General features: G+C 64.0%; 16 protein-coding genes and 1 tRNA gene. 7 read left to right on the forward strand and 10 right to left on the reverse strand.

Features of this window, described 5'->3' with window-relative positions; all coding sequences use genetic code 11:
* Positions 1 to 35: 35 nt before the first annotated feature.
* The gene (locus GB927_RS06200; protein WP_256115792.1) at positions 36 to 1,988 is read left to right on the forward strand and encodes an acetyl-CoA carboxylase biotin carboxylase subunit; all 1,953 of its coding nucleotides are present in this window, start codon (positions 36 to 38) and stop codon (positions 1,986 to 1,988) included.
* Between the two features lie 75 nt (positions 1,989 to 2,063).
* Positions 2,064 to 3,308: a hypothetical protein gene (locus GB927_RS06205; RefSeq protein ID WP_256115793.1), complete on the forward strand. Its 1,245-nt coding sequence runs from the start codon at positions 2,064 to 2,066 to the stop codon at positions 3,306 to 3,308.
* Here the strand turns inward: GB927_RS06205 and lipB are convergent.
* Complete coding sequence (gene lipB, locus GB927_RS06210; RefSeq protein ID WP_256115794.1) at positions 3,281 to 4,027, reverse strand: lipoyl(octanoyl) transferase LipB; 747 nt, start codon at positions 4,025 to 4,027, stop codon at positions 3,281 to 3,283. The two genes, GB927_RS06205 and lipB, sit on opposite strands and share 28 nt — an antisense overlap.
* A gap of 195 nt (positions 4,028 to 4,222) precedes the next feature.
* On the opposite strand from lipB, the gene GB927_RS06215 reads away from it, so the two are divergent.
* Positions 4,223 to 4,307: transfer RNA gene (locus tag GB927_RS06215), tRNA-Leu, on the forward strand.
* 66 nt (positions 4,308 to 4,373) lie between these two features.
* Here the strand turns inward: GB927_RS06215 and GB927_RS06220 are convergent.
* The 4 genes from GB927_RS06220 to GB927_RS06235 form a co-directional block, all read right to left on the reverse strand.
* A complete protein-coding gene (locus GB927_RS06220) occupies positions 4,374 to 4,661 on the reverse strand; it encodes a hypothetical protein (RefSeq protein WP_256115795.1) in 288 nt (95 codons plus the stop codon).
* On the reverse strand, positions 4,642 to 4,812 hold the full coding sequence (locus GB927_RS06225; RefSeq protein ID WP_256115796.1) for a hypothetical protein: 171 nt from the start codon (positions 4,810 to 4,812) through the stop codon (positions 4,642 to 4,644). Before GB927_RS06225 ends, GB927_RS06220 begins: the two co-directional genes overlap by 20 nt.
* Before the next feature lie 2 nt (positions 4,813 to 4,814).
* On the reverse strand, positions 4,815 to 5,192 hold the full coding sequence (locus tag GB927_RS06230) for a hypothetical protein (RefSeq protein WP_256115797.1): 378 nt from the start codon (positions 5,190 to 5,192) through the stop codon (positions 4,815 to 4,817).
* A 172-nt stretch (positions 5,193 to 5,364) separates the two neighbouring features.
* Positions 5,365 to 5,859 carry a peptide deformylase gene (locus GB927_RS06235; protein WP_256115798.1) on the reverse strand — a complete coding sequence of 165 codons (495 nt, stop codon included), beginning with the start codon at positions 5,857 to 5,859 and terminating at the stop codon, positions 5,365 to 5,367.
* Positions 5,860 to 6,160: 301 nt separating this feature from the next.
* Here GB927_RS06235 and mgtE point away from each other — a divergent pair, with 301 nt between their 5' ends.
* Together mgtE and GB927_RS06245 are read left to right on the forward strand one after the other, a co-directional pair.
* Entirely contained in the window at positions 6,161 to 7,591 is a 1,431-nt protein-coding gene (mgtE, locus tag GB927_RS06240) for a magnesium transporter (RefSeq protein ID WP_256115800.1), read from the forward strand.
* Between the two features lie 63 nt (positions 7,592 to 7,654).
* Entirely contained in the window at positions 7,655 to 8,041 is a 387-nt protein-coding gene (locus GB927_RS06245; protein WP_256115801.1) for a MerR family transcriptional regulator, read from the forward strand.
* Positions 8,042 to 8,048: 7 nt separating this feature from the next.
* On the opposite strand, the gene GB927_RS06250 is transcribed toward GB927_RS06245, so the two are convergent.
* From GB927_RS06250 to GB927_RS06260, 3 genes are all read right to left on the reverse strand, one after another.
* A complete protein-coding gene (locus tag GB927_RS06250) occupies positions 8,049 to 8,522 on the reverse strand; it encodes a methyltransferase family protein (RefSeq protein WP_256115802.1) in 474 nt (157 codons plus the stop codon).
* Positions 8,523 to 8,526: 4 nt separating this feature from the next.
* The gene (locus GB927_RS06255; RefSeq protein ID WP_256115803.1) at positions 8,527 to 9,564 is read right to left on the reverse strand and encodes an acetyltransferase domain-containing protein; all 1,038 of its coding nucleotides are present in this window, start codon (positions 9,562 to 9,564) and stop codon (positions 8,527 to 8,529) included.
* A 78-nt stretch (positions 9,565 to 9,642) separates the two neighbouring features.
* Positions 9,643 to 10,332, reverse strand: coding sequence for a DUF599 domain-containing protein (locus tag GB927_RS06260; RefSeq protein WP_256115804.1), 690 nt, complete (start codon positions 10,330 to 10,332; stop codon positions 9,643 to 9,645).
* Positions 10,333 to 10,896: 564 nt separating this feature from the next.
* Here GB927_RS06260 and GB927_RS06265 point away from each other — a divergent pair.
* Positions 10,897 to 12,297, forward strand: coding sequence for an L-serine ammonia-lyase (locus GB927_RS06265; protein WP_256115805.1), 1,401 nt, complete (start codon positions 10,897 to 10,899; stop codon positions 12,295 to 12,297).
* A 76-nt stretch (positions 12,298 to 12,373) separates the two neighbouring features.
* Entirely contained in the window at positions 12,374 to 12,811 is a 438-nt protein-coding gene (locus tag GB927_RS06270; RefSeq protein ID WP_256115806.1) for a DUF1489 family protein, read from the forward strand.
* 12 nt (positions 12,812 to 12,823) lie between these two features.
* On the opposite strand, the gene GB927_RS06275 is transcribed toward GB927_RS06270, so the two are convergent.
* Together GB927_RS06275 and GB927_RS06280 are read right to left on the reverse strand one after the other, a co-directional pair.
* The gene (locus GB927_RS06275; protein WP_256116179.1) at positions 12,824 to 13,096 is read right to left on the reverse strand and encodes a hypothetical protein; all 273 of its coding nucleotides are present in this window, start codon (positions 13,094 to 13,096) and stop codon (positions 12,824 to 12,826) included.
* 171 nt (positions 13,097 to 13,267) lie between these two features.
* Positions 13,268 to 14,734 (reverse strand): D-alanyl-D-alanine carboxypeptidase, encoded by a 1,467-nt coding sequence (locus tag GB927_RS06280; protein WP_256115807.1) that lies wholly within the window; start codon positions 14,732 to 14,734, stop codon positions 13,268 to 13,270.
* Positions 14,735 to 14,823: the final 89 nt, after the last annotated feature.

Consider the following 14,823-nt stretch of genomic DNA (forward strand, 5'->3'; position numbering starts at 1 on the left):
GCTAAGACTCGCTTTAGAGACTGCCGGAGGAAAGCATGTTCAAGAAAATCCTGATTGCCAATCGCGGCGAGATCGCCTGCCGCGTGATCAAGACGGCACGCAGGATGGGCATCGCCACCGTCGCGGTCTATTCCGATGCGGACCGCGACGCGCTGCATGTCGAGATGGCGGACGAGGCCGTGCATATCGGCCCGGCGCCGGCCGCTGACAGTTACCTCGCCGCGGAAAAGATCATCGCCGCCTGCAAGGAAACGGGTGCGCAGGCCGTGCATCCGGGCTACGGCTTCCTTTCCGAGCGTGCAAGCTTCTGCGAGGCGCTGGAGGCGGAGGGCATTATCTTCATCGGCCCCAAGCCGAAGGCGATCCGCGCCATGGGCGACAAGATCGAATCGAAGAAATTCGCCAATGCGGCAAAGGTCTCGACCGTGCCCGGCTTCCTCGGTGTCATCGAGGATGGCGCGCATGCCGAGCGCATTGCCGGCGAGATCGGCTACCCGGTGATGATCAAGGCGTCCGCCGGCGGTGGCGGCAAGGGCATGCGCATCGCCTGGGACGAAACCGAGGTGCGCGACGGTTTCGAGCGCGCCCGCTCGGAGGCGAAGAATTCCTTCGGCGATGACCGCGTGTTCATCGAAAAATACATCGTCGATCCGCGCCATATCGAAATCCAGGTGCTGGCCGATGCCCATGGCACGACGCTCTATCTCGGTGAGCGCGAATGCTCCATCCAGCGGCGAAACCAGAAGGTCGTGGAAGAGGCGCCGTCGCCCTTCCTTGACGCGGCGACGCGGCGCGCGATGGGCGAGCAGTCGGTGGCGCTCGCCAAGGCCGTGGACTACCAGAGCGCCGGCACGGTGGAGTTCATCGTCGACCGCGAGCGCAATTTCTACTTCCTCGAAATGAACACGCGCCTGCAGGTCGAGCATCCGGTCACCGAACTTATCACCGGCATCGACCTCGTCGAACAGATGATCCGCATCGCCGCCGGTGAAAAGCTGGCGCTGGCGCAGGCCGACATCAAGCTGAACGGCTGGGCAGTGGAAAGCCGGCTTTACGCCGAGGACCCGTACCGCAACTTCCTGCCCTCGATCGGCCGGCTCACCCGCTACCGCCCGCCCGTTGAAGGCAAGAGCGGCGAGGCGATCGTGCGCAACGACACGGGCGTCTACGAAGGCGCCGAGATTTCGATGTATTACGACCCGATGGTCGCCAAGCTCTGCACCTGGGCGCCGACGCGGCTCCAGGCGATCGACGCGATGAGCGATGCGCTGGATGGTTTTACGGTCGACGGTATCGAGCACAACGTGCCCTTCCTCGCCGCCCTGATGCGCCATCCGCGCTGGCGGGAAGGCCGGCTTTCCACCGGCTTCATCGCCGAGGAATATCCGGACGGTTTTGCGCCCATGGCGCCGACAGATGAGGAGGCCGCCATCCTCGCCCGCGTCTCTCTGTCGACCCATCTCGTCGATGCCGAGCGCCGTGCCAACCATGTCGACCGGCTGCGCCCGACAATGCCGGCGCGCAGGGACTGGGTGGTAAAGATCGGCGATGCCTACCATGCGCTCACCGCCGGCGATGCCGTCGCCGCCGACTGGCGGCCGGGCCAATCGGTTTGGCGCGGCGAGATCGACGGACGTCGCTTGACGGCGCAGCTTCGACCTTTCGCGAACGGCCTGCGCATCGACTGGCAGGGGCTTTCCGTGCGCACCCGCGTCTTCACGCCGCGCCTTGCCGAACTTGACGCGCTGATGCCGAAAAAACTGCCGCCGGACACGTCGAAGATGCTGCTCTGCCCGATGCCGGGTCTCGTCGTGTCGATCGCCGTCAGCGAGGGGCAGGAGGTGAAGGCGGGCGAGACGCTGGCCGTCGTCGAGGCGATGAAGATGGAAAACGTGCTGCGGGCCGAGCGCGACCTGACGGTTGGCTCGATCCGCGCCAAGCCGGGCGAGAGCCTCGCGGTCGACGCGGTCATCATGGATTTTGCGTGAGGCCGGTTCTTAACATTTGTTAGGACTTTGCCGTTAGCGTCGTTTCTGCCTGCCATGACGGTCGGGGAGGACGGCATGTCGATATCGTTTTCGGTGATCCTGCTTCTGACGATCAATCTCGGGCTGATCTGGCTGTTGATCGCCGCACCGGTCGGCAGGCGCACCCTCCATCTCACCCGCGTCTTCCACGCGCCGCCGGGCCGCATCGCCGCCCTGGTCAGCCCGCTCGGTGAACAGGCGGACTGGCATCCCTCGGTCGTTTCCAGTGAGCGGCTGGCCGGCGACCGCGTGAAGCAGACCTTTTCCTATCCCGACCGCCGCGGCGATCCGATCACGCGCACGCTCTCGGTCAGCGAGGCGACGGATGCCGATGGCATCGCCTGCGAGACGCGGGTGGTCGAGGACAGCGCGCTCGATGCCTCCTTCTGGCGGAATTATGTGGAGCGGCGTTTTCTGCGCGCGGTTCCGGGCGGCACGGCGCTTACCGTCGAGCAGACCGACCGCTATCGCGGTATCGCCTTCCTGCTGTTCCGCTACATCCAGCTGCGCCGGGAAATGAAGGCGCTCGACCGGTGGCTGGCGACCGGCAAGGGCGAGGTGCACGGCGTTCTGGAGCACCCGTTGACCCAGGTGGGCCTTGCCGTGCTTTCGACGCTGCTGCTCTGGCCGTTCTTCGGGCTCGGCCCGCGCGGATTGCTGCTGTCCACCATGCTCACCGTGGTGATCGTGCTGCACGAACTCGGCCACATGGCGGCCTATCGGGCTTTCGGGCACCAGCGGGTGCGCATGATCTTCGTGCCGCTGCTGGGCGGCATCGCCGTTGGCGGACGACCCTACAATTCGACCTTCGAGGTGGCGGTCTGCGCGCTGATGGGCGCCGGCATGTCGGCCTTTCTCGTACCGCCTCTGGTGGCCTTGCACGATGCTTCGGGCCACGCGGCGAGCGGCGTGCTGGTCGTCTTCCTCCTGATCCTCGGTGCCTTCAACCTGCTGAACCTGCTGCCGATGCACCGGTTCGACGGCGGCCAGTTGCTGCGCCAGGTCTTCTCGACACGCCGCGGCCTGCTTGTCGCAAGTTTCCTCGTGACGCTGGCGATCCTTTGGGTCGGCTGGCGGATCGGATTGCCGCTCCAGCTCCTGATCGCCGGCCTTGCCGTTTTCACCGCGCTGAGCCTGATCGGCGCCGGCGGCGTCAAACCGCGCCGGGCGCTCGATCCGATGACGGCGCCGCAGCGCCTGCTGGCAGGCTTCGGCCTCTACGCCGCCATCGTGCTGCACGGCTATGCGATCATCTATGCCTGCGAAAGGCTGCTCGGCTGACAGTCCGCTTCTGAAACGGTGTCTCCGAACACCCGCTCGAACGAATCGCGGATGCGCATGTCGACGTCGCTCATCATAACCGGCAGGCCGAGATCGACGAGGCTCGTCACGCCATAGCCGCGGATGCCGCAGGGCACGATGCCGGAGAAATGTTCGAGCTCGGGATCGACGTTGAGCGAAAAGCCGTGAAAACTCACCCAGCGACGCAGCCGGATGCCGATCGCCGCGATCTTATCCTCGGCCGGCGAACCATCCGGCAGGGCCGGGCGCTCCGGCCGGCGCACCCAGACGCCGACGCGATCCTCGCGCCGCTCGCCGCGCACGTTCATCGAATCGAGCGCATCGATCACCACCGCCTCCAGCGCCGCCACGAAGGCGCGCACGTCCTGCCGGCGGCGTTTCAGATCCAGCATGACATAGACGACCCGCTGGCCGGGGCCGTGATAGGTGTATTCGCCGCCGCGGCCTGTGGAAAACACCGGGAACCGATCCGGCGCCATGAGGTCGGCGGCGTTCGCGCTCGTGCCGGCGGTGTAGAGGGGCGGGTGTTCGACCAGCCAGACGAGTTCATCAGCCTCGCCATTGGCGATGGCGGCAGCCTCTTTTTCCATGGTTTCGATGGCCACGTCATAGGGAACGAGGTCCGGCGCGATGCGCCAGCGCACCGGCGGCGAGCCGGGAACCGCGAGAAGGGAAATGGAGATGTCCTGCCGCTGCATGAGGCCCGTCCTTTTCGTTCCGTTCTGCCAGATATAGGGGCGATCATGCAAGGATTTCAGGGGTTTCCGGGGCTGTGCACAGGACCTGTTGAAATTGTTTCGCTTTCCGTCATTTTTCTTTCGCATCAGCCTTGTGCACCCCAAATGCTTTTGCTACATGCACCTCCGTCGCCGCAAGACGACGCCTACCACGATGCGGTCGTGGCGGAATTGGTAGACGCGCAGCGTTGAGGTCGCTGTGGGGCAACCCGTGGAAGTTCGAGTCTTCTCGACCGCACCAAAAAAGAGACCCGCTTCGGCGGGTCTCTTTTGTTTTGGGCCTTTGATGCTGATTGACGCCTTCCCATCAGGGAACGAAGCGCGGCCCATCCGGCGGTCGTCCCGCATCCGCGGCGAGCGCCTCGTCGATCTCTTTCGACGTGACCTGCAGGAACTGGCGCTTCCCGGTGGCGATGGCGATCGCGGGGATTTCCAGATGCGTGGCGACCCGCCTGTAGGCCGGGAAGCTGAGGCCTTCGATCAGTTCTTCGTCGACGACGAGGCGATAGGTTCCCGCCTGCAACGCCTCCACGAGGGAATCCAGCGAGAAGGCGTGGGCGAAGGTGATTTCCGTTTCAGTCGTTCGTTCCGTCATTTCCGTCATCGCTTTCCTGTTGCGCGGAAATCGGCTGGCGAAGCGCCGCGGGGTTCAGTCGTTCATATCTGCTTTGGTCCGGGCTATAGGACCAGATGAGGCCGATCGAGAACACGACGAGCAGGATCGACATCGTCAAACGGGAAGACATGTCTATGCTCCGCTGGTCGAGCCGCCCTCGTTCTCCCAGCTTTTCAGCTCTTTGAGATTGGTGCGGCGGCGCTTTTCGATCGGGCGCATCAGCGCCTTGGCGACCACCGGCAAACCCTGGATCGCGTAGCGCGGGAGGAGCGGCGCAAAGAGCACCTTGTATTTGGTGGAGCGGCCGAACCGGTCGTCGAGATAGGCTTCGAGCGCCACCGCGGATGTCTCTTCGGTGCGAATCTTCTGCATCAACAGAAGTGCGGCCGCGCTATATTTGTAGTCGTCGCCGATTCCGGAGCCCACGTCGTAACCTGCGCGGAAGAGGACCGACTGGATCGTCTGCATGTCTGTTTCGGAAATAGCGGCAAGTTTGGCGTCGGAAGACATGACGTCCTCCTTCCTTTTGGGGCCAGGGTAACCAACCCTCAAACAACAGCGCCCGTGGCAATGGCTGCTGGAGCCATCACACTGGGCTTGTTGTCGCGCATTGACAAGGAATCAATTGGGGCCGTTTCAAGGCCCGCCCGAACCCTGTCAACACCGGTTTCCCGTGTCCGATTCAGCCCTTGTTTTTGTTGTATTTCTTGACGAGGCGTTCGCGTTTCAGGCGGGAGAGGCGGTCGATCCAGAAAATGCCGTCGAGCTGGTCGATCTCGTGCTGAAGGCAGACGGAGAGCAGGCCGTCGGCTTCCTCGCTGTGCGTGCCGCCCGCGAGGTCCTGATAGGTGAGGCGGATGCGGGCAGGGCGCTCCACCTCGTCCGTCATGCCGGGCATGGAAACGCTGCCCTCGGTGTGGCGTTGCAGCTCCGGCGAAAACCATTCGATTTCCGGGTTCACATAGACGCGGAGCGAGCCCGGCCCTTCGAGCTCGATCACCGTCAGCCGTTCAAGCACGCCGACATGGGCGGCGGTGATGCCGATGCCGGGTGCTGCGCGCATCGTGGCGGCGAGATCGTCGGCGAGCGTCGCCAGCCGCGCATCGAACAGCTCCACCTTGCGGCAGGGCGAACGCAGACGCGGATCGGGGTAGCGCAGGATGGGAAGGATCGCCATGGTTTCTCCGGCTGTGTCTGGGCTCCCATCCCTAGCCTGTTTGCGGCAGGCGGGAAATCCCGGGTGCTTCCGGGCGCCGCGAATCGTGTGATTTTCATGAAATTGCAACAGCTTGCGAAATTTTTGTCCCACGCCGGCTTTTGCCGCTTTCGGTGATGGACCGGCCGCGCGCTTTGCTTTAGCACGATGGTGAGCGGCGCGCCCGGCGAGGGGCGCTTCGAGGAAACCCTGCACGTAATCCCTGTCGTTTCTGCTCGGCCGGCGCGCCAGGTGGGACGATCCCGACGCAAGGAGCGGCCCGATGGAAAACACCGGCGACGACCACCGCATCCATAAGGGACAGGCAGAACACAGTACCTTCGACGGCGAGGACATCTACGCCGAGGACGGCTCGATCCGCTCGGATTTCCTGATGTATGTCGGCGCGGCGATTGCCGATCGCGACCTGCTCTTCCTGCGCCGCCACGTCGCGCGCCTGCATGAATCGGAAATGGGCGACCTGCTGGAGGCGATCCAGCCGGAACAGCGCCGCCAGCTCGTCTCTCTGCTCGGCGACGACTTCGACCTTGCGGCCCTGACCGAGGTCGACGAGGCGATCCGTCTCGACATCGTAGAGCACATGCCGAATGACCAGATCGCCGCGGCGCTTGGCGAGATGGATTCGGACGACGCCGTCTACATCCTGGAAGACCTCGACCAGGAGGACCAGGAGGAGATCCTCTCCAAGCTGCCGTTCACCGAGCGGATCCGGCTCCGCCGTTCGCTCGACTATCCGGAAAGCACGGCCGGCCGACGCATGCAGACGGAATTCGTCGCCGTGCCGCCGTTCTGGACGATTGGCCAGACGATCGACTACCTGCGCGAGGACGCCGACCTGCCGGAGAGCTTTTCGCAGATCTTCGTCATCGACCCGACCTTCCGCCTGCTCGGCGCGATCGATCTCGACCGCGTGCTGCGCACCTCGCGCAACACGAAGATCGAAGCGATCATGCGCGAGACGAACCACCCGATCCCGGCCGAGATGGACCAGGAAGAGGCCGCCCAGCTCTTCGAGCAGTACGACCTTCTCTCCGCCGCCGTCGTCGACGAGAACGGCCGCCTGGTCGGCGTGCTGACCATCGACGACGTGGTCGACGTCATCCAGGAAGAGGCCGAGGAAGACCTGATGCGCCTCGGCGGCGTCGGCGACGAAGAACTGTCGGACAAGACCATCGAGACCGTGCGGTCCCGCGCGCCGTGGCTGCTGGTCAACCTGCTGACGGCCTTCCTCGCGGCCTCCGTCATTTCGCTGTTCGAGGCGACGATCGAGGAGATCGTGGCGCTTGCCGTGCTGATGCCGATCGTCGCCGGCATGGGCGGCAATGCCGGCTCGCAGACGATGACCGTGACGGTGCGCGCGCTTGCGACCCGTGACCTCGACATCCACAATGCCTGGCGCGTCGTGCGACGCGAGGCCGGCGTCGGCCTGCTGCATGGCGTCGCCTTCGGTATCGTGATCGGCTGCGTGGCGGCACTCTGGTTCCACGACGTCAACATCGGCGGCGTCATTGCGGTCGCCATGCTGATCAACATGTGCGCCGCAGCGCTCGCCGGCATCACCATCCCCATGCTGCTCGACCGCGCCGGCGCCGACCCGGCGGTCTCCTCCAGCGTCTTCGTCACGGCGGTCACCGATATCGTCGGGTTCTTTGCGTTTCTGGGCCTCGCAACATGGTGGTTTGCGATAAGATAGGCAAAAAATTGACTTATACGTAAAAGTCAATAAAATGCCCGCTCAGACGAGATCGGAGCAGGCGTGGACAAGTTTTATACCATAACCGAGCTGACGCGCGAATTCGGGGTTTCCACCCGCACCCTGCGCTTCTACGAGGACGAGGGGCTGATCCATCCCGAGCGCCGCGGCCGCACGCGTCTGTTCCGTCCGGCCGACCGTCGTCTGATCCAGGAAATCCTGCGCGGGCGCCGCATCGGCTTCACCATTGCGGAAATCCGCGACATCATCCGCGTCTACAAGGACCCGCCGGGTGAAGTCGGTCAGCTCGAATTGCTGATGGCCAAGGTCAGTGAAAAGCGCGAGGAGTTGCGCCAGAAGCGGCGTGACATCGAGGAAACGCTGACCGAACTCGACAATGTCGAGGAAGCGTGTCTGACGCGCCTAGCCGAGATCGGCGTCGGCACTTAATCCCCATTCAGATCCAGCGCGACGTGCCGGTGCAGTAGCGCTCGAAATCGATGCCGAAGCGCGAGAGCAGGTGCAGTTCCTCGCGCTTGATCGCCACGATACTGGTGACGACGGCGGCGACCGTCGCCGTGACCAGGCACCAGGGATTGAGCATGGCAAGGCCCATGCCGGCCGTCGCCAGCGTATAGCCGAGATAGATCGGATTGCGGGTAAAGCGGTAGGGGCCGGAGGTCACGAGATGGGTCGAGCAGCGGTTCGGCATGATCGTTGTGTGGCTGTCGAGCAGCGTGCGCATGGCCCAGACATCCAGAACGATCGCCGTGATGATCAACGCACCGCCGGCCGCGCGCGCAATCCAGATATTCGTGTCGGACACCGCCAGCGGAAACCACGCCTGCAGCAGGAAGGCCGCCGCTATGGCCGCGCCGTAGATCAGCGGGGGCCAGGGAAAGGCCAGCGGCTTCATGCGATAGGCATTCATGATCCTATTCCTTCAGCTCGGTTTCCGTTTCGGCATTTGCCGTGCATTGCGACGAGATCGCAGCGATGCGCTCATCCTTCGTCACGTCGATCGCGCCGCGGTTCAGGTCGGCGAAGAGATTTTGCTCCATCAGCCGGGTGAGCGTGCAGCCGCAAAAGCTCTGGCAGAAGCCGGCGCCGCGTTCGTTGACGCAGGCGCTGACGCAGCTCTTGGTGTAGCTCTCGACGGGGTCGGCCGCAGGCGCCGGCACCACGAGGGAAAAGCCATAGACGAGCGCGATCAGCACGGGCTGGTGAATAAGATAGATGGCGAGACTGTGGCGGCCCGCTTTTTCCAGCAGGCTTTTCCACCAGACTTTCGTTGTAGCGCCATAGCCGGCAAGCCGTTCCGGCAGCGGGCTGGCGACGAAAAGCCGGGCCATCGCGATGCCCAGCAGTACCGGTGCCAGCCACGGCAGCAGCGGCACATAGTCGTTCGAGCGCGGCACGTTGACCGAGAGCCCGACCCACCAGAGCGCCGGATGGTCGAACAGCGGTGCGCGCAGGTAAAAGGGAGCGGCGACGGCCGCCGCGGCGACCAGCAGCGTGACGACGACCGGCAGGCGCACGAAGAGAAGGCCGATGAGGCTCGCGGCGGCGATGGCGTGCAGGATGCCGAAGAAGATGAACGTGTCGGGGAAGGCGAACCAGGTGGCGACGCTGATGATCGCTGCCGCCAGCCCGATCTTGCCGAACCGGATGAAAAACGCCCGCGGGCGAAAACCCTGCGCGTGACCGAGCACCAAGCTGAAACCGGCGAGGAACAGGAAGCTCCCGGCGATCACCCGCGCAAAAATCTTCCAGCCGCCGGTCGTGGCGGTCTCCGGCGCGATATAGCCGAAAAAGCCGAGATCCCAGGTGAAATGATAGATCGCCATGGCGATCAGCGCGATGGCGCGGAGCTGGTCGATCAACGGGATGCGGGGCAGGCGGCGCGTTGCGGCGCTTCCTTCTGCCAAATTGCCGTCAATCACCGTCGTCGTCATGGTTCGGGGTCGCTGCATTGCTTTGGTCCATGGGAGAATGTCACGCCAAGCTTGCGCCGGGCGGATGGCCGAAAGGTGGCCGGTGAGAGATCCTTGTCAGTCCAGGCGTTCCAGCACAGCAAGGCGCGCTTCCGAATAGAACTGCCGGCGGACGAGCACGATGATGATGCCGAAGGTGGTCGCGATGAAGAGATAGGGGCTGATGAACCAGCCGAGATAGCCGATCGACAGGAAGATGGCGCGCAGGCCCATGTTGAAATGTTTCGCCGCAAGGATGTTCATGCGGATCACCTTGTCGGCGGCAAGGTCCGCGCCGGCCGGGTCCTTGTGCACGTCGCCGCTCATCGGGATGGCGCCGAGCAGGATCGTGCAATAATTGAAGAGCCGGTAGGACCAGCCGAACTTGAAGAAGGCGTAGCCGAAGATCACCGCAAGCCCGCCGACCTTCAGCTCGAAGCCGGCGCGGCTGCCCTGGAACACCAGCGGCAGGTCGCTGAAAATGGCAAAGACCTGCTCCGTGGCGCCGAGCAGCGCAAAGCAGCCGCCGAGCGCGAAGATCGAGGTGGAGGCGAAGAAGGCCGTGCCGTTCTGCAGGCCGGCCATGATCTGCGTGTCGATCATGCGCAGGTCGCGGTGCATGGCATTGCGGATCCAAACCGCGCGCTGCGAACTCATCGCCCTTGTGAGGCTGACGCGGTCGAACAGCTTTGCCCGCTCCGTGATCCAGGAATATCCCGTCCACAGGAGGATGAAGATGGCGAGGGCGACGAGATCGGGTGTGCTCATGGCTCAGCGTTTTGCCATGGATCGCGCATTTTGCAAGCGCCGCCGCAGGCTTGTTTAGACCTTGGGCGGAATGACGGCGGCCTCAAAAGGCGGCACGAAACGATAACTGTCTGATTTTGCGACAGGTCATGCAATTTGCGCGGGGCTCCTATGTGCCCGGAGCCTTGGTTTCGCCATTTTTCGCGATTGCGGTTTCATGAAATCTTCATTAAACAGGGCGCCATGCGGGGCCGAACACGCCATCGCGATAGTCTTCCAATCGGGGAAATCATGGAAAGCACTGTTCAGAAATCCTGCTGGGGCGTCACCGCCCGTGCAGTCCTTGGTTTTGGCGCAGTCCTGGTTATCGCCTATCTCTTCGGCGGCATCTGAAAACACCGGGCCATCGTCCTTACATAAACAGCGCGCTCTCCCAGGCGCGCTGTTTTTGTTTTTATCGTCCGATCCTGAAGGCAATGTCGCGCACGTAAAACCCGATGTCGGGAGATCGCCTTATGCGCGGCGCATGATAACGTAGCTTCAAGGATCAAAGCGTGGCCTGCCGCGGCAAGGAGAAGTCCGGGAATGTTTCTTTCGGTATTTGATGTCTTCAAGATTGGTATCGGGCCTTCGAGCTCCCACACGATGGGGCCGATGTCGGCGGCGAACCGCTTTCTCGACCTCATCCTCTCGTCCGACTGGCCGCGCCCCGCCGGCGCGCAGGTCGCGACCATCCGCATGAGCCTGCACGGCTCGCTCGCCTATACCGGCGTCGGCCATGGTTCCGACCGCGCCGTCGTGCTCGGCCTGATGGGCGAGCGGCCCGATTCGGTCGATCCGGACCGGATGGACGCCATTATCGGCGAGGTGGAGCGCACCGGTCGCATCACGCCGCCCGGCCATCCCGGCTACGCCTTCCAGCCGAAGACCGACCTGATCTTCGACAAGAAGAACCCGCTGCCGGGCCATGCCAACGGCATGACCTTCTCCGCCTACGACCGCGACGACCGGCTGCTCCTTAAGCGCATCTACTATTCCGTCGGCGGCGGCTTCGTCGTCACCGATACCGAGCTCGAACAGATGCGCGCCAGCAAGGCGCGCGCCGGCGACAAGAAAGTGCCGTTCCCCTTCGCCTCCGCCAAGCAGATGCTGGAAATGGCTGGGCGCTCCGGCATGACGATCGCCCAGATGAAGCGGGCGAACGAGGAAGCGACCATGTCGCGCATGGAGTTGGATTCCGGCCTCGACCGCATCTGGGGCGCGATGAAGAGCTGCATCGACCGTGGCCTGAAAAACGAAGGCATCATGCCGGGCGGGCTGAAGGTGCGCCGGCGTGCCCGCTCGATCCACGACAAGCTGCAGGAGGAGTGGCGCTCCAACAAGGCGAACCCGCTGCTCGCCAACGACTGGCTTTCCGTCTACGCCATGGCCGTCAACGAGGAGAATGCCGCGGGCGGCCGCGTCGTCACCTCGCCGACCAATGGTGCGGCCGGCGTCGTGCCCGCCACGATCCGTTACTATCTGCATTTCCATGAGGATGCCGATCAGGACGGCATTCGCGACTACCTGCTGACGGCAGCGGCCGTCGGCGGCATCATCAAGCACAATGCCTCGATCTCGGGCGCCGAAGTCGGCTGTCAGGGGGAGGTGGGCTCCGCCTCCGCCATGGCCGCCGCCGGCCTCGCCGCCGTCATGGGCGGCACGCCGGAACAGGTGGAGAATGCCGCGGAAATCGCGCTGGAACACCATCTCGGCATGACCTGCGATCCCATTGCCGGCCTCGTGCAGGTGCCCTGCATCGAGCGCAACGCACTGGGCGCCGTCAAGGCCGTCACCGCCGCGTCGCTCGCGCTGAAGGGCGATGGCGTGCATTTCGTGCCGCTCGATGCCTGTATCGAGACGATGCGCCAGACCGGCGTCGACATGAACGAGAAGTACAAGGAAACCTCCACCGGCGGCCTCGCCGTCAACGTGGTGGAGTGCTGAGGCTCCTTACTTCTTCCCTGTGGAGTGCGACGCGGCGGCCCCTTGACCCGGCCGCCGCAAGAGCGTTCAAAGAGCCATGGCCCTGCATCTCATCAAACTCTGTGTCGGCGCGGACTCGATCGAGGACCTGCGCGAATGGGTGTCCGAACGCTCGCTGATCGCGATCGCGGCGGGCATGGAGCCGCATTCCAGCCATATCACACGCATGATCCCCAAGCGCGACCAGGAGCTGCTCGACGGCGGCTCGCTCTATTGGGTGATCAAGGGCCAGGTGCAGGCGCGCCAGCCGCTGCTCGGCCTGAAGAGTTTTACCGATGTGGATGGCATTTCGCGCTGCGAACTGGTGCTGGGGCCGGAGGTCATCGAGACCGAATACCAGCCGCGCCGCGCCTTTCAAGGCTGGCGCTATCTCACCGACGACGATGCGCCGCGTGACCTGAAGAACATGGGCGACGGCACGGCCGACCTGCCGCTGGAGCTTCGGCGCGAACTTGCCGAACTCGGACTTCTCTAAGCGTTTTTTGGCTCAGCGTATGCGCAGGCGCACCGGATGGCGACGTCCGCTGACGCCGACGTGGAGATGGATCCCGGCGGCGGGCTGCCCGGAGCGCCAGGCGCGGGCGCCGTGCGCGAGCAGCATGCCGACGAGATCCTTCGTCTTGTTGCGTGAACGGCCGAGCCCGATATCCGCAATCCGCATCGCCGCCTCGTGCAGCGGGTGAAGCGTTCCCTTCAGCGACTTGCGCTTTTCGTCGCGCGCTTCCGGGGGGACATCGAACTGGTTTTCGTTCATCGCCATGATCTGCCTCGTACGCAATACCAAATCGAGGATGGCAGAACCGTCTTCACGGTATCCGCCTGCCTTCGCCCCGCAGCCTCCGGTATGCAAAACCTGTCCGGTGGCCGTCGCGGGCGCAAGGCGGTAGTTTTTTGAAAGCGCGCCGAACACGCTGGCGCGCTCCGATCGTCTTTACTGCTGGCTGGCCCAGCAGGCGAAACCCTTGCGCTTCAGCACCTTGCAGGCTGCGGCAGCGCGATCCTGGCCATCGAAGCCGCCGAAGCGAGCACGATAGAGTTGCTGGCTGCCGCTGTTGACGGCGACCGTGAAGGGCTGTGCGCTGGAGAGCGCCTTGCCGCCCTGGTCCTTCGCCTTGGAAAGCAGGTCCTGCGCCTGGCCGCGGTCCGGCGTTGCGCCGATCTGGATCACCCAGCCCGAAGGCACGGATTCCGATGCGACGGCGGCAACGGTGGAGGATGTGGTCAGCTTGTCGACGTCGCCGCCGGTGTCGCCTTGTTCGGTCAGGTCTTCCGGCGGAACGGCGCTGTCGCGCTGGATCTTCAGCGTGGCGGCGAGCGCGCGCTTGCCGACGACTTCCGAGCCTTCGTCCGCCGTTGCGGCATAGGCCGTCTCGATGCGGGCTTCGTTGTAGCGATAGGTCGGGATCGGGCCGTTTTCCGGCAGGTCGAGACCGCCGGCGAGCGACGCGGTCGCCGTTTTCTTCGTCACGGCTTCGGCGGTCAGCGTCGGCGCATCCTTGGTTTCGGCGATCAGGTCGCCGCCGCCGCGGCGCGAGGCTTTCGGCATGTAGGTGGCGATCAGCTTGCGCATCTGCTGGTCGCGGGCCGCACCCGAACGGCCGCCGATGACGACGCCAACGACGCTGCGGCCATCGGCGACGGCCGAGGTCACGAGATTGTAGCCGGAAGCGCGGGTATAACCGGTCTTGATGCCATCCACGCCACGCACGCTGCCGAGCAGGCGGTTATGGCCGTTGATGGTCTGCTTGCCGAAGCGGAAGCTGCGCACCGAAAAATAGGAATAGTATTGCGGAAAATGCTGGCGCAGCGCGATGCCGAGACGGGCCTGGTCGCGGGCGGTCGTCACCTGTGCCGTATTGGGAAGGCCGTTCGCGTTGCGGTAGACCGTGCGGGTCATGCCGAGCGCACGCGCCTTCTGCGTCATGATGCGGGCAAAACGCTCTTCCGAGCCGCCGAGGAATTCGGCAAGCGCCGTGGAAGCGTCATTCGCCGAACGGGTAATGAGCCCGAGCATGGCCTGCTCGACGGTGATGGAATTACCGGTGCCCACGCCAAGCTTGGTCGGCGGTTCGCTGGAGGCATTCTTCGAGAAGGGAACGCGGGTGTTGAGGCGGATCTTTCCGGCCTCCAGCGCCTCGAAGGTCAGGTACAGCGTCATCATCTTGGTAAGCGAAGCGGGATAACGCAGCGCATCGGCGTCTTCGCTGTAGAGTACCTTGCCGGTTTTCGCGTCGATGACGATGCCGGAATATTTCGGATTGGCCTCGGCCGGGGTCGCGACGGCTACGGTGGCGACCATCCCCACGATCACCAGACCTTTCGCCGCAGTGGCAATTGCCTGACAAGAGCGGGGGAGAAAATCGAGGAATACGGAACGGGACACTAGGCTACTCTTCATGCTTGGATTGCACATGTGATCCGGAGGTGGACTTCCCGGAACGACCGTTCCCAGCACAGTAGTGGGATAGCGTTACCAATCGGTTTATG

This window comes from Shinella lacus (assembly GCF_010994755.1).
In the GTDB taxonomy this organism is placed as follows: domain Bacteria; phylum Pseudomonadota; class Alphaproteobacteria; order Rhizobiales; family Rhizobiaceae; genus Shinella; species Shinella lacus.